This is a genomic window from Gordonia sp. SL306, assembly GCF_026625785.1.
In the GTDB taxonomy this organism is placed as follows: domain Bacteria; phylum Actinomycetota; class Actinomycetes; order Mycobacteriales; family Mycobacteriaceae; genus Gordonia.
This window is the reverse complement of sequence record NZ_CP113063.1, coordinates 3,031,184-3,051,212: the sequence shown is the minus strand read 5'-3', so window position 1 is coordinate 3,051,212 and position 20,029 is coordinate 3,031,184. Positions and strand designations below refer to the sequence as shown.

Sequence of the window (20,029 nt, the reverse complement as noted above, 5' to 3'; positions counted from 1 at the left end):
GCCGGGCACGCTCTAAGCTGAGACGAGCGGGCCCGCACGTGCCGAACGCACACCCGTTTTGTCGCAACAGGAGGTTGATGGTGGCCAGGCGCCCGCGTCCGGACGGAACGCGCAGCGGAGCAGGTCATCTCATCGACCTGGCGCGCGAGACCATTCCCCCGGTTCACCGGGCCGGACTGCCCTTTGTCGCGGGACCCGCCGCGATTGCGATCGTCGGACGCCGCCATCCGTGGATCGCCCGGCCGGCCGCGCTCACCGCCGCCGCCTGCGCCGCATTCTTCCGCCATCCCTCCCGCGTGCCACCGATCGCCACCGGTGCGGTCGTGGCGCCGGCCGACGGCACCATCGCCCTGGTGGACGAGGCCGTACCGCCACCCGAGGCGGGTCTGGGCGACGACCCGCTACCGCGGGTCTCGACGTTCCTGTCCATCTTCGACGTGCACGTCCAGCGGGTGCCGATCACGGGCACCGTCACCTCGGTGACGCACACGCCCGGATCGTTCGTGTCGGCAGATCTCCCGGAGGCCAGCAGCGTCAACGAGCGCACGACGATGACACTGAGCTGCCCGGTCGGGCCACAGACCACCCGCGACATCGCCGTCGTGCAGATCGCCGGGCTGCTCGCCCGACGCATCGTCTGCGATCCCGTCGTCGGAGAGCGCATCGCCGTCGGGGACACGTACGGGCTGATCCGGTTCGGGTCGCGCGTCGACGTCTACCTACCCGTCGGGTCGGTGCCGCTGGTGCGCGTCGGACAACGTGCGGTCGGTGCCGAAACCGTCTTCGCGGCCCTGGACTGAGCCATGCCGAACACCCGCAGGCCTGAGCGCTCGACGTCGCATCGCACCCCGACCACCCACGCGACGCGACGCGCCCGCAGCACCGCGACCTCGCCACACCCACCGGCCCGGGCGCAGTCCGAGCGCGCCCGCTTCGCCAAACAGGCCGCCGTCGGCCGCATGTTCGTACCGTCGGCGCTCACCATCCTCGCGATCTGTGCCGGTCTGACGGCCATCCGGGTGACCGGCACCGGCGACATCAATGCGGCGATGGGCCTCGTGGTGGCCGCGGCCCTGCTCGACGGCCTCGACGGCCGGGTCGCGCGGATGATGGGCGCGACCACCAGGATGGGCGCCGAGATCGACTCGCTCGCCGACGCCATCAACTTCGGCGTCGTACCGGCACTGATCGTGTACCTGCACCTGATGCCCGACGAGGACATCGGCTGGGCGTTCACCCTGATCTACTGCTGCGCGATCGTGCTTCGTCTGGCGCGGTTCAACACCCTGCTCGACGACGACGAGGCACCCGGCTTCACCCGCGACTTCTTCATCGGCGTGCCGGCACCCGCGGCCGCGATCATCGCGCTGCTGCCGATCGGGTTGTCGCAGCAGTTCGGTTCCGGGTGGTGGACCTCGGTACCCGTGGTGGGCGGATGGCTGGTGTTCGTGGCGCTGCTGGCCGTCAGCCGGGTGCCGACGGCATCTCTCAAGGCGGCGTCGGTGCCGCCGCGTGCGCTGGCCGGTCTACTCATCGTCGTCGCCATCGGCGCGGCGCTGTTGCTGACGTTCCCGTACGTCCTGATGATCATCGCCATCGTCGGTTACCTGCTGCACATCCCGTTCGCGTGGCGCAACCGGCGCTGGGTCGCGGAGCGTCCCGAGCACTGGGAGGATCACCCCGCCGAACGTCGAGCGCAACGTCGGGCCATCGCCCGCGCGCAGCCGGGGCGCAGGCGACGGCTGACCACCGGCGGCAAGTCGCAGGCCAGGCTCGGGCTCCGGCGTCCGACCGGTGTGGTCGCGGCGCCCGACGGCCCGGCGCCCGACGACCCCGCCACCGACGTAGCGCCCCCACCCGAGTCGCCGCCCGAGTCCCCGGACGACCCATCGAGCCAGGAGAACCACTGATGCCGGGCAACGTCCAGCTCACCCTGACCGCACGGGTGAATCCGTCGGCCGCCGATGCGCGCCGCGGGATCGTGCGTGTGCACTCCGAGGTGCTCACCGCGTTGGGCCTGCGCGAATGGGATGCGGTCTCGATCACCGGGGCCCGGGTGACCGCGGCGGTCGTCGCGGATGCCGGTCCGGGGACGCCGACCGGGACCGCGCTGCTCGACGACATCACGTTCTCCAACGCCGGCGTCCGGGAGAACGCTTCGGTGGTGGTGGCACCGGTGCAGGTGCACGGCGCCACCCGCATCACGGTCTCCGGTTCGGCTCTCGCCACGCGGTCGGTCGACGAACCGACGCTGCGACGCGCGCTCCTCGGCAAGGTGGTCTCGGTCGGCGACGCCGTGTCGTTGCTGCCGCGGGATCTCGGTCCGGAGTTCACCGCCGGTGCGGCCACCCGGGCCCTCGCGGTGTCGGTCGGCATCACCTGGACCAACGAGCTGCTGACGGTCGCGGCCACCGATCCGCCCGGGCCGGTCAGCGTGCAGACCAACACCGCCGTGCTGTGGGCAGGGGACGATGCCGGCGAGCCGCCGTCGGCGCTCCCGTCGACGGCACTGGGATTCGCGGCGTCACAGCCGTCGGCGCCGGCACGCCGGACCTCCGGGAGGGCGGCCACTCCCGGTGTCACCTCGCACGGATCGTCGTCGACCACTGCGGTCCGCCCGGTCTCCACGCTGGTCGGCCTCGACGGCCAGGTCACCAGACTCACCGAGTGGCTGACGATCACCCTCGACGAGCCGGAGGTGCTGAGGACGCTGGGGGCCGCACCTCGTCTGGGTGTCCTGGTCACCGGTCCCGCGGGCGGCGGCAAGGCCACGATGGCCCGGTCGGTGTGCGCGGATCGCCGGGTGACGACGATCGACGGGCCGACCGTGGGTGCCCTGGAGGCCGGCGCCCGGCTCGAGGCCGTCCGGTCGGCGATCGCGGACCTTCGTGACGGCGGCGGTGTCCTGTTGATCACCGACGTCGACGCGCTGTTGCCCGCGCCGAGGGAACCCGCGCCTGCCGAACCGGTCTCCACACTGATCCTCGACGAGTTGCGTGCCGCGATCGCCGACCGCGGCGACACGGCTCCGGGTGATCCCGGGGGCACGATCGCCTTGATCGCGACGACGGCGGAGGCCGTGCGCCTCGACAGTCGGCTGCGCGATCCGTCGTTGTGCGATCGGGAGCTGATCATCGGTCTGCCCGACATGGCCACGCGCGCCCGGCTGCTGGGCGTCATCCTCACCGACGTCCCCAGCGAAGGGCATCTCAACCTCGACGTGATCGCCTCGCGCACACCGGGTTTCGTCGCCGGCGATCTGGCCGCGCTGGCGCGGGAGGCCGCGCTGCGCGCCGCCGCCCGGGTGACCGGCGCCGGGAGCGCAGCGAGCGGGCCGAATCAGACCGGCGCCGGGAGCGGGCCGGGTGATACCGCCGCCGCCGACCACAAGCCGCGGATCGCGTTGCGCACCGACGACCTGGTCGGGGCACTCGAGGTGATCCGCCCGGTCTCGCGGATGGATTCACCGGAGGTGGCGCTGGGGTCGCTCACCCTGGACGAGGTCGGCGACATGGTGGAGACCAAGCAGGCGCTGACCGAGGCCGTGCTGTGGCCGCTGCAGCATCCGGACACCTTCACCCGGCTCGGCGTGGAACCGCCGCGTGGTGTCCTGCTGTTCGGTCCACCGGGCTGCGGCAAGACATTCGTGGTGCGGGCGCTCGCGGCATCGGGCCGGTTGTCGGTGCACACGGTCAAGGGCGCGGAGCTGATGGACAAGTGGGTCGGGTCGTCGGAGAAGGCGGTGCGTGACCTGTTCGACCGGGCGCGCGAGTCGGCGCCCTCGCTGATCTTCCTCGACGAGATCGACGCCCTGGCACCGCGGCGCGGTCAGTCCTCCGATTCAGGGGTCGGCGATCGTGTGGTAGCCGCCCTGCTGACCGAGCTCGACGGTGTGGAACCGCTGCAGGATGTGGTGGTACTCGGGGCCACCAACCGGCCGGACCTGATCGATCCGGCCCTGTTGCGCCCGGGCCGTCTCGAACGTCTGGTCTTCGTGCCGCCGCCCGATGCGGCCGCTCGCGCCGAGATCCTGCGCGCCTCGGGCCGCAATGTGCCGCTGGCCGACGGCGTGGATCTCGAGGAGCTGGCCGACGACCTCGACGGCTACTCGGCCGCCGATTGTTCGGCGTTGTTGCGGGAGGCCGCACTGTCGGCGATGCGGCGCGACATCGACGCCGCGACCGTTGGCCCGGAGGATGTCGCGGAGGCACGCTCACGGGTCCGTCCGTCTCTCGACGCGGCGCAGGTGGAGAACCTACGCGCGTACGCCGAGCGACGTGTGGAGTAGCGCGATCACCCGAGTGCGCGGAGATAGCGCTTCGTCATGACGGTCTGGGCCAGCCTGCCCAGCGGGCCTCCCACCCTCGCCAGTCGGCTGTGAGGTCGCGAGAACGCGGTGACCGTGAACATGACGCTGCCGTCGTCCTGGATCTCCACGACGAAGAGTTCCTCACCGGATTCGGGGTGGCCGGGCAGGGTCCCATACGCGAACCTGCCCGCTGTTCCTCGTCGACGACGTCCACGACGCGGACCGGCGCGTGAATCCGCGCGGGTCCCATGCCGAGCGAGAGCACCGCGACACCCCCGCCGATCACTGCCGGCTCCGAACCCGTGATCGCCACTGCCGAACGGAGCTGGACCTGCCAGCCCAGCACGGCATCCCGGGCCGCCATGAAAGTCGCGGAGCCGGAACCGATCTGAACGGTCTGGGAGAGATGGTGGTATCCGGCGGGCAACTCACCTGCCGTGGACCCGACCTCGGGATAGGTGAAAGGCACGTCTCGGAGTCGGCGTGCGGTCGCCGCGTCCAGGGGTCGCCATTGCTGCACCATCATTGCTGCACCATCACCCCATTCAACCCGCGTCCCACCGTGCGGCCGCCCGTCAGTGTGCCCCGACCTCGATGAGGAGGACACCGCCGACGATGAGGACGATGCCGAATCCCATCAACCAGGTGAGCGGTTCGTCGAACAGGAACCTGCTGAGGGTCGCGGTGAGGGCGACGCCTGCGGCCGCCCAGATCCCGTAGGCGACACCGACCGGCATGCCGTGGTCGAGACTGACCACGAGCATCGCGAAGGCCGCCACGTATCCGACACCGACCGCGACGAACCAGATCTTCTGTCCGGTCGAGGCCATCCAGAGCGAGAGTGTGCCCGCGACCTCGGAGATGATCGCACGGATCAGGAACAGCCAGGCCATCAGCGCATCGCCTGTTTCTCGAGCTCCTCCGGAGCGTCCTTCTGCTGCGCGGACTGTGCACCGATCTCCACGCACAGGACCCCGCCGATGACGAGCAGGATCCCCACACTCATCACGGCGGTGAGCGGTTCGTCGAAGATGACCTTCGACATGATCGCGGTGAGCGCGACGCCCGAGGCACCCCAGATGCCGTAGGCGACGCCGAGCGGCATCCGGGCCCGGAGCACGAGCGTGAGGCACACGAACGAACCCAGATAGCCGATCACCATCACGGCGTACAGCGCCGGATGCTCCAGCGCACCCTTCATCGACAACGTCGCGGTCACTTCGAGCAGGATCGCGCCGACCAGGAACAGCCAGCCCGCGCCGGTCTGGTTTCTCACAGCCCGGCGCCGTCGTCGACGAGCCGGGTCGTGTGCAGCGGTGCACGACGGTCGGCACCGCTGCACACGAGGTCGGAGGCCATGCGGCTCACGCTACCTCGCGGCTCCCGCCCTGAGCGGGGAGCACGTCAGGACGTGGTCGACCCCTGCGTGGGCGCGGTCTGGCCGGTCTGGCCGGGCATCTGGCCCTGGCCGGTCTGACCACCGGGCAGCTGACCCATGCCACCCTGGCCACCCATGCCGCCCTGTCCGCCCGGCATCTGACCCATGCCGCCCTGTCCGCCCGGCATCTGACTCATGCCGCCCTGTCCGCCGGGTCCCATGCCGCCGCCCGGCATGTTGCCGCCTGGCATGTTCATGCCGGGCCCCTGGTTCGACGACGACGAGTTGCCGGCGAAGTAGCCGGCACCGAACCCGATCAGCGCGAACACGACGGCGATCCCGATACCGCCTGCGACGACCGCATTGCGCAGCTTGTCGGTGACCACGGTGGTCGGAGCAGGGCGGTCCCCCTGCGGTCCGGCCTGGCCGAACACGTCGGTCGGCGTGGCGTCGGGTCCGGGTGTCGTTGCGTGCTCGGCCGGCTGCTCGGTCGAGGCGATCGTCGCCCCCTGTGGTGTGGACATCGGTGTTGGTCTCACTTTCTACGAAATGTAAAAGAGACATCCACCCTGCGGTCGCCGACTGACCGCACCCTGCCTCGCGCCTGTCAGTTCACTGTGAGATCGGACCAATCGGACAGCGAACCTGTCAGTCCACACTGATCTGATAGAACACCGACGCCCCGCCACCGGCCGCCCCCGCGGCAGTGCCCACCTGCACCCAATAGGTGGCGCCCGCCTTCTCGGCCGACAGGATCACCACTTTCTGCCCGCCGTCGGAGCTGCGCTGGGATTCGGTGAAGCCGGCATCGGTGAGCGAGGTCACGGCGTTCTCCAGGACATTTCCCGAGTCACGGCCACCCTGCACGGTCACCGACCATCCGTCTGCGCGAGTTCCGTCGGCCGTCAGCACGGTGCCGTCCACCAACGGGACCTGCTCGGTGGGAAAGTCTTTCGGCAATGCCGCACCGTCGGGTGCGTCGTCGCTGTCGGACCCGCAACCGGTCATCAGCAACGCGGCCGCGAACACGACCGCGAGCAGCATTGACAGCCTGTCGAAGCGCATCATGCCAGCAACGGTAAGGTAGAGCGGGCGGGCGTTGCCCGTGACACCCCGCCCGAATCTGCGAAAGACGGTGTGCCCACTTGATCTCCGTGTTGGCTGCGCTCGCGCTCTGCGCGCTGCTCGCGCCGCCGGTGATCAAGTGGCTGGGTACCCGCGGTTTCTACGTGCTCGCACTCGCTCCGGCGGGCGCACTGGTGTGGGTGATCCTCAACTGGCCGCAGCAGGGGCAGCCGCCCGTCGTCGAGACGGTGACATGGGTGCCGGTCCTGCACATGGACATCGTCACCAGGTTCGACACCCTGAGCGCGATCCTGTCGGTCCTCATTCTCGGTGTCGGCGCGCTCGTGCTCTGCTATTGCGCCCACTACTTCGACGATGCCCGGCCACGTGTCGCCGTGTTCGGCGGCGAGATGATCGCCTTCGCAGCGGCCATGTTCGGCCTGGTGATCAGCGACAACATGCTGGTTCTTTATGTGTTCTGGGAACTGACGACAGTGTTGTCGTTCATGCTGGTCGGGTTCTACGGCATCCGCGCCACCGCGCGTCGCGCCGCGACCCAGGCGCTGCTGGTCACCACCGCAGGTGGCCTTGCCATGCTCGTCGGCATCATCATGCTGGGCGAACGCGCCGGCAGTTACCTACTGTCGGACATCTTGGCAGATCCGCCCGCGAGCAGCGCCTTCATCGACTGTGCGGTGGTCCTGTTGCTCATCGGCGCGCTGAGCAAGTCCGCGATCGTGCCGTTCCACTTCTGGCTTCCCGGCGCCATGGCCGCGCCGACCCCGGTCAGCGCCTATCTGCACGCGGCGGCCATGGTCAAGGCAGGCATCTATCTGATCGCGCGCCTCGCCCCGGCCTTCTCGACGACGCCCAGTTGGCACATTGCCGTCGTCGTGCTGGGCATGGTGACGATGGTCCTCGGCGGATGGCGCTCCCTGCGCGAACTCGACCTCAAACTCGTGCTCGCGTTCGGAACGGTCTCCCAGCTCGGTTTCCTGGCGGTGCTGGTCGGCATCGGCGATGCGAACGTCGCCATGGCCGGCATCACGATGCTCGTCGCGCACGCGTTGTTCAAGGCCGCGCTCTTCATGGTCGTGGGCATCATCGACCACTCGACCGGTACCCGCGACATCCGCAAGCTGGCCCGGCTCGGCCACCGGCTGCCGGTGCTCGCGCTGACCGCGGCGGTGGCCGGGGCCAGCATGGCCGGGTTGCCGCTGACCATCGGCTTCGTCGGTAAGGAGACGGCCTTCGGGTCGGTATGGGACTCCGGCGCCTATGTGCCGTGGCAGTCCGAGACGATCGACATCGTCCTGCTGGTCGGTTCGGTCATCACCTTCGCCTACACGTGCCGGTTCCTCTGGGGTGCATTCGGCCGCAAGGTTCGCTCCACACCGAGCCCGGCGGTCGCCAAGATGCATCCGCCGACGCCGATGTTCCTCGCTGCCCCGATCCTGCTGGCGATCGGCGGCGTGGTGGCCGGCATCCTCAGTCCGCAGGTCGGTGACCTGTTCGAGCCGTACGCGGAGACCCTCCCGAGCTACGGCCACGAGCTCGAGCACCTCGCGATGTGGCACGGCTTCGGACTACCGGTCGTGTTCTCGATCATCGTGATCGTCGGCGGCGCGTTGCTCTTCCTGCTGACCCGGCGCCTGCGCGAACAGCTCTTCCGATACCGTCCGATCCTCAACGCCGACCGCATCTACGACGCGACCCTGCGCACCGCCGACACCCTCTCCCTCCTGCTGACCCGCAACACGCAGCGCGGCTCGCTGCCCATCACGCAGGGCGTGATCCTGTCGACGGCGATCGTGGTGCCCATCGCGGCGCTCGGCTGGGGGTCGCGGACCCGCCTGGAGATCGCCGGGTTCGACACCGCGGTGCAGTTCGTGATCGGCGCCATCATCGCGGTCGCCGCGGTGGCCGCGGTCCTGCTGCGCAATCGACTCGCCGCCACCCTCGTAGTCGGGCTCACCGGCTACGGCTCCGGCATGCTCTTCGCCCTCTACGGCGCACCCGACCTCGCGCTCACCCAGTTCCTGGTGGAGACGCTCACCCTGGTGATCTTCGTGCTGGTGCTGCGCAAACTGCCTGCCGAACCCGAACCCCGTCACGCCACCGGATTCAAACCGCTGCGTGCACTCATCGGCATCGCGTTCGGCGCGTCGCTGGTGATCATCGGCCTGTTCGCGGCGGCCGCACGGTCCGAGCAGCCGCTGCACGTCGACATCCCCGCAGCTGCCTACGAGTTCGGCCACGGCGCCAACGCGGTCAACGTGCTGCTGGTCGACGTCCGGGCCTGGGACACCCTCGGCGAGATCTCCGTGCTCATCGTCGCGGCGACCGGCGTGGCGTCGATGGTGTTCCGCAACCGACGGTTCGGTGCGGCCCCTCGCGTCGCCGATGCCGCTCGCCTGCAGGCCGGGATCAACGGTGAGGATGTCGACGACCCGATCCCGCCGGACCGGACCCGATGGCTGCTGGGCAGCGATTTCCGCGACCCGCGCCACCGCTCGATGGTGCTCGAGGCGACCACGCGACTGATCTTCCCGACCATGGTCGTGCTGTCGGTCTACTTCTTCTACGCGGGTCACAACGCACCCGGCGGCGGCTTCGCCGGGGGGCTCACCATGGGCCTGGCGCTCGTGCTGCGTTATCTCGCCGGCGGACGATACGAGCTCGGCGAGGCGCTGCCCATCGAGCCGGGACGCATCCTCGGCGCCGGGCTGGCGGTCTCCGCGGGCACCGCGGTGGCCTCGTTGCTGCTCGGCGCGCCCGCCCTGTCGTCGGCGGTCTTCGAGATGACACTGCCCGTCCTCGGCCACGTGAAGCTCGTGACCGCGCTCTTCTTCGACCTCGGCATCTACCTCATCGTGGTCGGTCTCGTCCTCGACGTCCTGCGCAGCCTCGGCGCCCGCCTCGACGTCGAGTCCACCGCCGTCGACAACACCCCCGCACCGGTGCGCTCGACCGTGGGGGAGGTGCCCCAGTGAGCATCAACCTCGGACTGCTGATCGTGATCGGCGTGCTGGCGGCCTGCGGCGCGTACCTGTTGATGGAACGCAGCCTGATCCGCATGCTGTTCGGTCTCCTGTTGTGCGGCAACGCGATCAATCTGCTGATCCTCGTGGTGTCCGGCGGCATGGGAAACCCGCCGATCCTGGGGCGGTCGTCGGAGAGCCGTGCCGCCGACGCCGATCCGTTGGCGCAGGCGATGATCCTGACCGCCATCGTCATCACCATGGGCGTCGCCGCCTTCGTGCTGTCGCTGGTCTACCGCCTCTTCGTGATCAACCGCGACGACGACGACCTCGACGACGACACCGAGGACGTGAAGATCCTCAGCGGGTCGCTCAACACCGCCCCTGACCGCGACCGCAGCGACGACCCGGTCACCCTGGCCGACACCGCAGCGGGCGATCTGTACGACGACCAGGGCAATCCGCTCACACCGGAGGAGTTCGCGGCCCGGCACGCGGAGATGATCGAGACCGACCTGATGCCCGAGGACGCCGACGTGGTCGACGAGAACGTCGCCGACAGCGAATCCGCGAGCAGTACCTCCGACCCGACCGATGGAGCCCACCGATGATCCCGCAGACGTCGTGGGTCCCGGTGCTCATCACCCTGCCCACGCTGGTGCCGATCGTGGCGGCCGCTCTCACCCTGCTCGGTGGCCGGAGCCCGCGGTTCCAGCGCGCGATCGCGGTCGGCGCGATCTCGGTGGCGTTCATCGCGTCGTGCATGCTGCTCTACCTGACCAACGCGCACGGCACGTTCGCCGTCACCATCGGCGGCTGGGGCGACAAGGGCTTCCCGAACGGACCACTCGGCATCACGCTCGTCGTCGACCAGCTCGCCGCCCTGATGCTGGTGGTGTCGACCATCGTGCTGCTGTGCGTCGTCGTCTACGCGGTCGGCCAGGGTATTCGCGACGGGACGTCGCAGCAGCCGGTGTCGATCTTCCTGCCGACCTACCTGATCCTGACCGCCGGTGTGTGCAACGCCTTCCTCTCCGGCGACCTGTTCAACCTGTATGTGTCGTTCGAGGTCCTGCTGGCGGCGAGCTTCGTGCTGCTCACGCTGGGCGCCAGTCCCGAACGCGTACGCGCCGGTGCGTCGTACGTGATGGTGTCGATGGTCTCGTCGCTGATCTTCCTGTCCGGGATCGCCTTCGCCTACGCGACCACCGGAACGCTCAACCTCGCCGAGATGGCCGCCCGCCTCGATCACGTGCCCGACGGCACCCGCAACGCGCTGTACGCCGTGTTACTCGTGGCCTTCGGCATCAAGGCCGCCGTGTTCCCGCTGTCCACCTGGCTGCCCGACTCCTACCCGACCGCACCCGCGCCGGTCACCGCGGTGTTCGCTGGGTTGCTCACCAAGGTCGGTGTGTACGCGATCATCCGGGCCCACACCCTGCTCTTCCCGGGCGGGTCGATGGACAACGTGCTCCTGATCGCGGGTCTGCTCACCATGCTGATCGGCATCTTCGGCGCGATCGCACAATCCGACATCAAACGACTGCTGTCGTTCACCCTGGTCAGCCACATCGGCTACATGGTGTTCGGCATCGCGTTGTCGTCGCGGTTCGGGTTGTCGGCGGCCATCTACTACGTCGCCCACCACATCCTCGTGCAGACCACGCTGTTCCTGGTGGTGGGACTCATCGAACGTCAGGCCGGGTCGTCGTCGCTGCGCAGGCTGGGCGGGCTCATCGCGACCCCGGTGCTGGCCGCGCTGTTCCTGATCCCGGCCCTGAATCTCGGTGGCATCCCGCCGTTCTCCGGTTTCATCGGCAAGGTCGCGCTCCTCGAGGCCGGTGCGCAGGACGGCTCGGTGCTGGCGTGGGTCCTGGTCGCGGGCTCGGTGGTGACGAGCCTGCTCACGCTGTATGTCATGGCACGTGTGTGGACCAAGGGTTTCTGGCGTGCCCGCGCGGACGCGCCGGAGGGCGACCTGGCCGACAAGGGCCCGTCGGCCCTGATCGACGAGAGCACCGACATCGCCTTCGACGACCGGGCGGACGTCGGCCGGATGCCGATCGGCATGGTCATCCCGACCGCGGTGATGGTGGCCGCCGGACTCGTGCTGACCCTGTGGGCAGGCCCGATCATCGGTTTCACCGACCGGGCGGCCGCCGACATCGCCGACCGTGGCATCTACATGCAGGCTGTACTCGGAGGTGACGGCCGATGAAGAACCGGTCCGCGGCGCGTCCGGTGCGCGCACGCATCATCACCGCCTGGCGAGTGTCTCTGCTGTTCATCTTCTGGAATGTGGTGAGCGGCTACGTCTGGGTCCGTGATCGGGTCCGCATCCCGCGCTGGCTCGGCAGCGATGGCCGCGAGGTCGCGGTCCGGCTCTGGAGTCTGGCCTGGCTCACCTTTGTCTGGGTGTTGCTCTGGGGCACCATCTCGTGGGCCAACATCATCGGCGGTCTGGTGCTGGCGACCGCCATCGTCACCCTGTTGCCGCTGCCGCGGGTGCCGGTCGAGGGCCGCATCCACCCGATCGGGCTGCTGGTCCTGATCGGACGGCTGATCGTCGACTTCTTCATGTCCAGCGCCCAGGTGGCGTGGGCAGCGATCCGGCCGGGGAAGCCGCCGCTCGGCGCGGTCGTGCGGGTCCGTCTGGCGATCAAATCCGATCTGGTCCTCACCCTGGCCGTCGACTACCTCAACCTGGTGCCCGGCACCATGGTGCTCGAGATCGACCACCGCAGGCGCATGCTCTACATCCACGTCTTCGACGTCCGCAACGAGAAGCGCCTCGCGGCGTTCCGCAAGCAGGTCGAGTTCGTCGAGCGGGCGTTCATCCGAGCATTCGAGCGCGACAGCGAGTGGCATCCGAGTCCGTACCACGGGATCGACGAGGACTACCACCGCGTCGCACGCGCGAACGGGGGTGAGCGATGACCTACGTCTGGGTGATCGTGAGTGCGCTGCTGATGATCGCCGCGGTGCTGACCACCATTCGCGTCCTGCGCGGTCCCACCACGCTCGACCGGCTCGTAGCGCTCGACACCGTCATCGCGCTGTGTATGTGCGGGCTCGGTGCGTGGGCCGCGTACAGCCGCGACTCGACCGTGGTCCCGGCCATCGTCGCGCTGTCGCTGGTGAGTTTCGTCGGGTCGGTGGCCATCGCCCGTTTCCGAGTGAGGGATGACGAGACATGATCGGTGACATCATCTCGTCGGTGCTGTTGCTCCTCGGGGCGACGATGGCGCTGACCACCTCGATCGGCATGTTGCGCTTCCCGGACACGCTGAGCCGGATGCACGCGTCGACGAAGCCGCAGACCTTCGGTCTGCTGCTGGTCCTGATCGGCGCGATGATCCGCCTCGGCCGCAACGTCGACGTCGGGATGCTGGTCCTGGCCTGCCTGTTCGCCCTCATCACCGCCCCGGTGATCGCACACCGCATCGGCCGGCTGGTCTATCAGGAGCAACGGGCACGCGACGGTCTCATCGCACGCGAGGACATGGAGTCCGGCACCCGGGATTAGTCCCACCCGTCGAGTGGGCCCACTTTCCCGCCGATCGTGCGCACTTCCTCGCCGATCGTGCGCTCACAAAGACGCGCACGCACAGTCGGCGAAATACTGCGCACGCTCGGCGAGGTTCTGTACCCGCTCGGCGAGGTTCTGCGCACGATCGACGACAACGTACGCACGATCGGCGCATGGCACGGTCACTCCAACTCGCCGACCACCGAGTTGACCACGGCGCGCAGGTCACCGGTGCGTCGATAGACCTCGCGCTGGCGCTGGTAACTCGTACCGCGGGCGGCGATGTCGGCGACGCGAGAGAGTTCGTCGACGCAGTTCAGGTCGTGGGCCACCGGTGCGAGCCGGGCGAGCACGTCGGCGAGATCGTCGGTCACCAGGCGCTCGGTGCAGTCCGAATCCAGGATGACGATGGCGTCCAGCCCGTATCGCGCTGCGCGCCACTTGTTCTCCTGCACCAGCCACGGCGCCATCTGGGGCAGGTCCTCGCCCGCCTCGAGTCGCCGATCGAGATCGACGACGAGACAGTGGATCAGCGCGACCAGCGCCGACAGCTCGCCGAGATTGGTCATACCGTCGCACACCCGGACCTCGATGGTGCCGAGGTGCGGCGACGGCCTGATGTCCCATCGGATCTCGTTGAGGTGATCGATGATGCCGGTGGTCATCTGATCGGTGACGAAGCCCTCGAACTCGGCCCAGGTACCGAACTGGAACGGCAGTCCTGCCGTCGGCAACTGCTGGAACATCATCGCGCGGTTGCTGGCGTAACCGGTGTCCTGCCCTGCCCACATGGGCGACGACGCCGACAGCGCCAGCAGGTGCGGGTAGTAGTTCAGCAGGGCGCCGAGGATCGGTAACACCTTGTCGCGGTGACTGATCCCGACGTGCACGTGCACGCCCCAGATCAGCATCTGACGTCCCCACCACTGGGTGCGCTCGATCAGCTCCGCGTACCGGTGTCCCTCGGTGCGCAGCTGCGTCGACCACTCGGCGAACGGGTGGGTGCCCGCACCGTACAGATCGACACCGAGTTCCTCGGTGAGGCCTCGGACGCCGTCGAGCGTGGCGGACAGATCCGCGATCGCCTCGGGCGTGTCACGGCAGACACCGGTGACGATCTCCACGGTGTTGCGCAGGAGTTCCTTGTGGACCTTGCCGCGACGGTCCGGCACCCGCTCGGACACCAGCGCGAACAGATCCGCGGCCGAGTTCGACAGATCGCCGGACACCTTGTCGGTGAGGGCGAATTCCCATTCGACCCCCAGCGACGGGGTCGGCGAGCCGTCGAACTCGATCGGGGTGATCATGACAGCGGATCAGAACCGCATCGGATCACTCGTGGGCCTCGATGACCCCACACGCCAGCCGATTACCCGCATCGCCGGTCTTCATCGTCTGCTCGTCCGGCGCCGGTGCGTACCGGGTGGGGATGTTGGCGAAGTTGTCCGCCTTCTCGTGGATGACGATCGCCTTGCCGACGATCTGCCCCAGGTCCACCGCGTCGGTGGTGGTGACCGTCTCGCCGGTGCCGTCCTTCAGGACGTTGATGGACACGAGGTCTCCGCTGGACGGATGACCGGTGTGCCCGTCGACCTGGAGGTGGCTGCCTGCGCTCGAGAACGCCTCGCTGCCACCGGTCGTGCACACACCGTTCTGGTGGATGTGCATGCCATGGAAGCCTGCCGGGATCCCGCTCTCGGCGTTCAGCCGCACCGTGACCTTGACCGACGACCCGCTCGGCGCGAACGTCGCCTCGCCGATCGATTTACCGCTGTCGTCGATCAGGTTCGCGGTTGCGTCCTCCTGGGGTGAATTGCCGGCGCCGTCGGCGTCGTCGACCTCACCGGGAGGCGCCTGGTTCCCGGTCACCACCGACGGGGTGGTGCCGGGTGTGTCGGTCGCCGGCTCGTCGGGAGTACATGCGGCCAACGCCGCGCCGACGATGCCGGCTGCGGCCAGCACGGCCAGCGTGCGACGGGTCGAATTGCCGGGTTTCGATCTGACGGTCATGTCACTCCTTGTGATCTGAACGGACCCTGGTCTGGCGGACTGTCATCGGGGCGCGGGTCGAGCCGGCGTCATCGGGTGACCACGATGACCGGGATACCGTCCGCGCACTGCGTGAACGACGACGGGCGGGACTCCACGCTCGGGTCCCCGCCGAGTGCGGCGGCCACCTCGTCGGCGGCCGACTTCTGGCCGTCGTCGTAGAAGATCGTGTTCTCCGTGATCGACGATGTGGTGATGTTGCCGGGTGATGCGGTCTGGAAACCCTTGGTCTTCAGATCGTCGGCGACCTCGCCTGCCAGGCCGGACACCGAACCTGCGTTGAAAACGCACAGTTCCGGCGTGTCGGCCGACGCGCTGGCCGACGGCGACGCGGAGGCCGATGCCGTGCTCGGTGCCGCTGCCGACGTCACCTGGCGCTGGGCCTCCTGCAGGTCCTGCTCGGGATTGTCGCCGCTGGTCGCAGCGGAATGCCAGCCCAGTCCGATGCAGACGATGGCCAACGCCAGCAACAGCATGGCACCGGCACGGAGCGGCAGCCGGCTCGGTTCACGATCAGGATTCATCACCGAGAACCTTACTTCACATCCGATGGTGCGCCGGGCGCGGTCGCCGCTGCCGCGAGGCCGATGCGATCAGGTGATCTCGAAGCCGAGGCGACGGGCCGCGCGAGCCTTCTGACGCGACGCCCGCAACCGCCGCAGACGCTTGACCAGCATCGGATCGGCGGCCAGTGACTCCGGCCGATCGACGAGGGCGTTGAGCACCTGGTAGTAGCGCGTGGCCGACAACCCGAAGAGTTCCTTGATGGCTTCTTCCTTGGCTCCCGCGTACTTCCACCACTGCCGTTCGAACGCGAGGATGTCGTGCTCACGACGGGACAGACCATCCGGACCGACCTCGTGCGGATCGGCGGGATTGGTCACTTCGGCGGCAGCGTCTGTCTGGGTGGGGTCTGTGGGTGTGGGTTGATCGCCCTGCTTCTGGCTTCGCGCAGCTGCGCCGTCCATCTCGCTCCCTCAAGATCGCCTCGTGCACATCACATCGCGGGATATGGTCCCCCGACCCACCGGCCCGAACAAAACTCCACCGAACCGGATATTCAGGTCGCCGAACAAATCACAGCAATGTGGTTCGGTGATCATCTAACCACGATCGGCGAGCCGGTTCGTGGTGTGACTCGCCACGACACTCCGTTCACCGGATGTGGCACGCTCACTGCCACTCCCGTCGCCACGGCGACACGCGGATGAGCCGCGTGAGGTCGCTCGGTAATCTGTCCGGCATGGCAATCCTCCCGATCTGCATCGTCGGCGAGCCGGTGTTGCATCACCCCACCGAACTCGTCGAGCTCGATGCGCAGCGTCGTCCGGCGGCGGAGCTCGTGACGCTTCTCGACGACATGTTCGCGACCATGGACGCGGCCAACGGCGTCGGTCTGGCCGCCAATCAGGTCGGGGTCGCCAAACGGATGTTCGTCTACGACTGCCCCGAAGGCGAACGGCACGAGGCGCGGCGGCGCGGTGAAGTGATCAACCCGGTACTCGAGACGTCGGAGATCCCGGAGACCATGCCCGATCCCGACGACGATGACGAGGGCTGTCTGTCGGTACCGGGTGAGCAGTTCCCCACCGGGCGTGCCGACTGGGCTCGCGTCACCGGAGTCGATCGCAACGGCGACGAGGTCGTCGTCGAGGGCACCGGATTCTTCGCCCGCATGCTGCAGCACGAGGTCGGCCATCTCGACGGTTTTCTCTATGTCGACGTGCTGATCGGCCGCAACGCCCGGGCCGCGAAGAAGACCATCAAGCGTCAGGGCTGGGGTGTGCCGGGATTGACCTGGCTACCCGGGGCCGTCGAGGACCCGTTCGGGCACGACGACGAGGACTGAGGCGTGGATGCCGTGACCGGGCCGTCGCGCCGATGAGCGAGCCCTTCGTCGGCGACCGGATCGTCGTGCGCTACCGCCTCGGCGACGCCACCCCCGCGGACTGGCGCGGCGATCCGGCGGCCGCGCAGTCGGACGTGACGGGAATCCTGCGCGAGGACGGGGATCCGCTGGTCATCGACCGGGACGGCACACACGAATCCATCCCGCGGGCGGCGGTCACGTCCGTCCGGCTCCTGTCCCGGGTGACCGTCCGCAACTCGGAGATCCGGGCCGTCGAGGCGGCCGCCGCGGCGGCCTGGCCGGGCACCGAATCGGCGATGGTGTCGGGCTGGCTGTTGCGGGCGGGCGGCGGATTCACCCGACGCGCGAATTCGGCGGTGCCGGTGGAGTTCGGTGCCGACACCGATGCCGACGCGATCGCCGCGATGCGCGGCTGGTACTCGGCCCGCGGTCTGCCGACGATGATCGCGTTGCCCGAGCGACTCATCCCCGCCGGACACATCGACGGCCGGTCGCGCAGCGGTGAGGTGCAGATGTTGGTCCGCGACGTCGCCGGCGTCCCCACGGCCACCTCGGAGGTGCCCGTCCGGCTGGCCGACGCACCGACGACGCCCTGGCTGCGCGCGTATCGCGGCGCCGACGTCGACGTCGAGGTCGCCGCGGCGGTGGTGGCCGGGTCGCGCGGACCGGTGACCTTCGCATCGATCGGCGACGACGACGATCCGGTGTCCATCGGTCGCGCCACGGTCACCGAATCGACGGACGGCACCCGGTGGCTCGGTCTCACCGCGCTGTGGACCTCGTCGGCCCGGCGCCGCGAAGGGCTCGCCCGAGCAGTGCTCTCGGGTCTGGTCGGCTGGGGCGCCGAGCACGGCGCGCAGCGCACCTACGTACAGGTCGAGGCCGACAACCGGATCGCCGGGAACTGGTATCGCACCCTCGGTTTCGGACTGCATCACACGTACCGGTACGTCGAGATCTGATGTTCTCGTAGGGTAAAAACGTGGTGGCGGCGAGCGCGAGCAAGCGGCGGCAGGCGATCCTGTCGGTGGCCACCGTGGTGGCCATCGCCGTCGTTGCGGCGCTGACCTGGGCACTCAGCGGCGCAGACGACCACAGGTCGACGACCGCCGACTCGTCGACGACGGTGACCTCGGCCGCATCGGGACAATCGAGTTCCGGTGCGCCGGGAGCCGTACCCGCACACGTCCTGCACACCCTCGCTCTGATCGACGCGGGCACATGGCCCGAGGCCGCCGATGCCCCCGGTACCCGCGGCGGGGACATCTTCCGGAATTCCGAGGGCAACCTGCCGGCGACCGACGGCCGCGGACGCCGCATCACGTATCGCGAGTGGGACGTCAACCCGAAAGAACCCGGGCGCAGCCGCGACGCCGAGCGGATCGTCACCGGTGGCGAAGGCAGCGCCTGGTACACGGCCGACCACTACCGCACTTTCGTCAAGATCCGGGGGCCCGACCTGTGACCAGCTCCGAGCACACCCCGATCCCGCTGGCACAGTTCATCTCTGCCGCCGGGCGTTTCGGTCCGGTGGCGGGCGTGCTGACCGGGCCCCGGTTGTCGTGGGTCCCGCACAACCTCGTCGTGCGGTCCGTCGACGCCGACCGGATGACCACCGTCGCTGCGCTGTTCGACGAATTCGCCCGGGCCTGGACGTTTCCGGATCATTTCGGGCACAACCGGGACGCGTTCGACGAGTGCATGCGTCACCTCGACGAGAGTCAACCGGACGTGAGCCCGCCGGACGTGAGCCCGCCGGCGGCCTACCTCACCGTGATCGAGAACGCGCCGCGCCTGCTGGGTCACGAACCCGACGATCTGCGCTGGTTCGCAGGATCTCTCGAGTTCTACCGCGACCATTACCGCGACGTCGCCGACCCGGCCGCCGCCTTCGCCGTCGCACTGCTGAGTCCACCCACCCTCCGTCGACGGGTCGAGACACGCTGGCACGACGCCGGCTCGCCGGTCGCCCTGATCGAGAGCTGACATGCGCATCGCCACCTGGAACGTGAACTCCATCCGTGCGCGCTCGGAGGCCGTCGTCGGCTGGATGGAACGCAACGACATCGACGTGCTCGCGATGCAGGAGACGAAATGCCGCGACGACGAGTTCCCGCTGATGAGCTTCCTGGCCGGCGGTTACGACGTCGCCCACATCGGCACCGGCGGGTTCAACGGGGTCGCCATCGCCTCCCGGATCGGGCTCGACGAGGTGGAGATCGGCTTCGAAGGTCAGCCGAACTTCGGAACCGAGCACACCGCACCGGCGCGGGAGGCCCGCGCAATCTCCGCGCGGTGCGGTGCGATACGGGTGTGGAGCCTCTACGTACCCAATGGCCGGGCCCTCGACGACCCGCACTACCGGTACAAGCTCGACTGGCTGGGCAGACTCCGCGACATCGGGTCACTCTGGCTGGCCCACGACCCAGCGGCGCAGATCGTCCTGGCCGGTGACTGGAACATCATCCCGACCGACGACGACGTGTGGGACCCCGCGCAGTTCGACGGCAGGACCCATGTGTCCGAACCCGAGCGGGCTGCCCTGCAGGCGATCCGGGACGCCGGATTCCACGACTCGGCCCGCCCCTACGCCGATGCGTACACCTTCTGGGATTACACCCAACTCCGGTTCCCGCGTGACGAGGGCATGCGGATCGACTACCTGCTCTGCTCCCCCGCGTTCGACGACCGGGTCCGCGGCGCTTTCGTCGACCGCAGCGCCCGAAAGGGCAAGGGTGCCAGCGACCATGCCCCGGTCGTCCTGGAGATCTGAGCGCCGCGGGCCAGGACCGGACGGCGATCACGACCAGCGACGGAAAAGCCGTGGTGAGCTTAGGCTAAGCTGCTC

The 20,029-nt window shown here is 68.8% G+C and carries 22 protein-coding genes and 1 pseudogene; 14 read left to right on the top strand and 9 right to left on the bottom strand.

The features are described from left to right. The first annotated feature begins 80 nt into the window (after positions 1–80). From OVA31_RS13870 to OVA31_RS13860, 3 genes are read left to right on the top strand one after another with little or no spacing between them, the layout of a single operon-like run. A complete protein-coding gene (locus OVA31_RS13870) occupies positions 81–800 on the top strand; it encodes a phosphatidylserine decarboxylase (RefSeq protein WP_267631528.1) in 720 nt (239 codons plus the stop codon). A gap of 3 nt (positions 801–803) precedes the next feature. After that, positions 804–1,910, top strand: coding sequence for a CDP-alcohol phosphatidyltransferase family protein (locus OVA31_RS13865; protein ID WP_267627219.1), 1,107 nt, complete (start codon positions 804–806; stop codon positions 1,908–1,910). Next, positions 1,910–4,288, top strand: coding sequence for an AAA family ATPase (locus OVA31_RS13860; protein ID WP_267627218.1), 2,379 nt, complete (start codon positions 1,910–1,912; stop codon positions 4,286–4,288). The genes OVA31_RS13865 and OVA31_RS13860 overlap by 1 nt, the downstream gene beginning before the upstream one ends. 5 nt (positions 4,289–4,293) lie before the next feature. On the opposite strand, the pseudogene OVA31_RS13855 reads toward OVA31_RS13860, so the two are convergent. The 5 genes and pseudogenes from OVA31_RS13855 to OVA31_RS13835 form a co-directional block, all read right to left on the bottom strand. Further along, positions 4,294–4,832 (bottom strand): annotated as a pseudogene (locus tag OVA31_RS13855) (DUF1990 family protein). A gap of 52 nt (positions 4,833–4,884) precedes the next feature. Next, positions 4,885–5,202, bottom strand: coding sequence for a DMT family transporter (locus tag OVA31_RS13850; RefSeq protein ID WP_267627217.1), 318 nt, complete (start codon positions 5,200–5,202; stop codon positions 4,885–4,887). Next, positions 5,202–5,585 (bottom strand): DMT family transporter, encoded by a 384-nt coding sequence (locus OVA31_RS13845; RefSeq protein WP_267627216.1) that lies wholly within the window; start codon positions 5,583–5,585, stop codon positions 5,202–5,204. The genes OVA31_RS13850 and OVA31_RS13845 overlap by 1 nt, the downstream gene beginning before the upstream one ends. 128 nt (positions 5,586–5,713) lie before the next feature. After that, the gene (locus OVA31_RS13840; protein WP_267627215.1) at positions 5,714–6,211 is read right to left on the bottom strand and encodes a hypothetical protein; all 498 of its coding nucleotides are present in this window, start codon (positions 6,209–6,211) and stop codon (positions 5,714–5,716) included. Positions 6,212–6,335: 124 nt separating this feature from the next. Next, positions 6,336–6,755: a hypothetical protein gene (locus tag OVA31_RS13835; protein ID WP_267627214.1), complete on the bottom strand. Its 420-nt coding sequence runs from the start codon at positions 6,753–6,755 to the stop codon at positions 6,336–6,338. 77 nt (positions 6,756–6,832) lie between these two features. On the opposite strand from OVA31_RS13835, the gene OVA31_RS13830 reads away from it, so the two are divergent. Genes OVA31_RS13830 through mnhG form a run of 6 tightly spaced genes read left to right on the top strand, consistent with a single transcriptional unit; the run spans position 6,833 to position 13,259 of the window. Continuing rightward, entirely contained in the window at positions 6,833–9,745 is a 2,913-nt protein-coding gene (locus OVA31_RS13830) for a Na+/H+ antiporter subunit A (RefSeq protein WP_267627213.1), read from the top strand. Then, positions 9,742–10,344 carry a Na(+)/H(+) antiporter subunit C gene (locus OVA31_RS13825; protein WP_267627212.1) on the top strand — a complete coding sequence of 201 codons (603 nt, stop codon included), beginning with the start codon at positions 9,742–9,744 and terminating at the stop codon, positions 10,342–10,344. Before OVA31_RS13830 ends, OVA31_RS13825 begins: the two co-directional genes overlap by 4 nt. After that, on the top strand, positions 10,341–11,951 hold the full coding sequence (locus OVA31_RS13820; protein ID WP_267627211.1) for a Na+/H+ antiporter subunit D: 1,611 nt from the start codon (positions 10,341–10,343) through the stop codon (positions 11,949–11,951). The genes OVA31_RS13825 and OVA31_RS13820 overlap by 4 nt, the downstream gene beginning before the upstream one ends. After that, positions 11,948–12,670, top strand: coding sequence for a Na+/H+ antiporter subunit E (locus tag OVA31_RS13815; RefSeq protein ID WP_267627210.1), 723 nt, complete (start codon positions 11,948–11,950; stop codon positions 12,668–12,670). The genes OVA31_RS13820 and OVA31_RS13815 overlap by 4 nt, the downstream gene beginning before the upstream one ends. Beyond that, entirely contained in the window at positions 12,667–12,930 is a 264-nt protein-coding gene (locus OVA31_RS13810; RefSeq protein WP_267627209.1) for a monovalent cation/H+ antiporter complex subunit F, read from the top strand. The genes OVA31_RS13815 and OVA31_RS13810 overlap by 4 nt, the downstream gene beginning before the upstream one ends. Continuing rightward, entirely contained in the window at positions 12,927–13,259 is a 333-nt protein-coding gene (mnhG, locus tag OVA31_RS13805; RefSeq protein WP_164307737.1) for a monovalent cation/H(+) antiporter subunit G, read from the top strand. The genes OVA31_RS13810 and mnhG overlap by 4 nt, the downstream gene beginning before the upstream one ends. Positions 13,260–13,444: 185 nt before the next feature. Here mnhG and OVA31_RS13800 read toward each other — a convergent pair whose 3' ends face one another. The 4 genes from OVA31_RS13800 to OVA31_RS13785 all read right to left on the bottom strand — a co-directional run bounded on the left by OVA31_RS13800 (position 13,445) and on the right by OVA31_RS13785 (position 16,279). Next, on the bottom strand, positions 13,445–14,566 hold the full coding sequence (locus tag OVA31_RS13800) for a glutamate--cysteine ligase (protein WP_267631527.1): 1,122 nt from the start codon (positions 14,564–14,566) through the stop codon (positions 13,445–13,447). Between the two features lie 28 nt (positions 14,567–14,594). Further along, the gene (gene sodC / locus OVA31_RS13795) at positions 14,595–15,272 is read right to left on the bottom strand and encodes a superoxide dismutase[Cu-Zn] (protein ID WP_267627208.1); all 678 of its coding nucleotides are present in this window, start codon (positions 15,270–15,272) and stop codon (positions 14,595–14,597) included. A 68-nt stretch (positions 15,273–15,340) separates the two neighbouring features. Beyond that, a complete protein-coding gene (locus OVA31_RS13790; RefSeq protein ID WP_267627207.1) occupies positions 15,341–15,835 on the bottom strand; it encodes a LytR C-terminal domain-containing protein in 495 nt (164 codons plus the stop codon). Positions 15,836–15,904: 69 nt separating this feature from the next. Then, on the bottom strand, positions 15,905–16,279 hold the full coding sequence (locus OVA31_RS13785) for a DUF3263 domain-containing protein (RefSeq protein ID WP_267627206.1): 375 nt from the start codon (positions 16,277–16,279) through the stop codon (positions 15,905–15,907). Between the two features lie 275 nt (positions 16,280–16,554). On the opposite strand from OVA31_RS13785, the gene OVA31_RS13780 reads away from it, so the two are divergent. From OVA31_RS13780 to OVA31_RS13760, 5 genes are read left to right on the top strand one after another with little or no spacing between them, the layout of a single operon-like run. Further along, a complete protein-coding gene (locus OVA31_RS13780; protein WP_267627205.1) occupies positions 16,555–17,160 on the top strand; it encodes a peptide deformylase in 606 nt (201 codons plus the stop codon). Between the two features lie 32 nt (positions 17,161–17,192). Continuing rightward, positions 17,193–18,143 (top strand): GNAT family N-acetyltransferase, encoded by a 951-nt coding sequence (locus OVA31_RS13775; protein ID WP_267627204.1) that lies wholly within the window; start codon positions 17,193–17,195, stop codon positions 18,141–18,143. Between the two features lie 20 nt (positions 18,144–18,163). After that, positions 18,164–18,646, top strand: coding sequence for a ribonuclease domain-containing protein (locus OVA31_RS13770; protein ID WP_267627203.1), 483 nt, complete (start codon positions 18,164–18,166; stop codon positions 18,644–18,646). After that, positions 18,643–19,167, top strand: a complete 525-nt coding sequence (locus tag OVA31_RS13765) for a barstar family protein (protein ID WP_267627202.1) — start codon at positions 18,643–18,645, stop codon at positions 19,165–19,167. Before OVA31_RS13770 ends, OVA31_RS13765 begins: the two co-directional genes overlap by 4 nt. Position 19,168: 1 nt before the next feature. Beyond that, complete coding sequence (locus OVA31_RS13760; protein WP_267627201.1) at positions 19,169–19,954, top strand: exodeoxyribonuclease III; 786 nt, start codon at positions 19,169–19,171, stop codon at positions 19,952–19,954. Positions 19,955–20,029 lie beyond the last annotated feature (75 nt).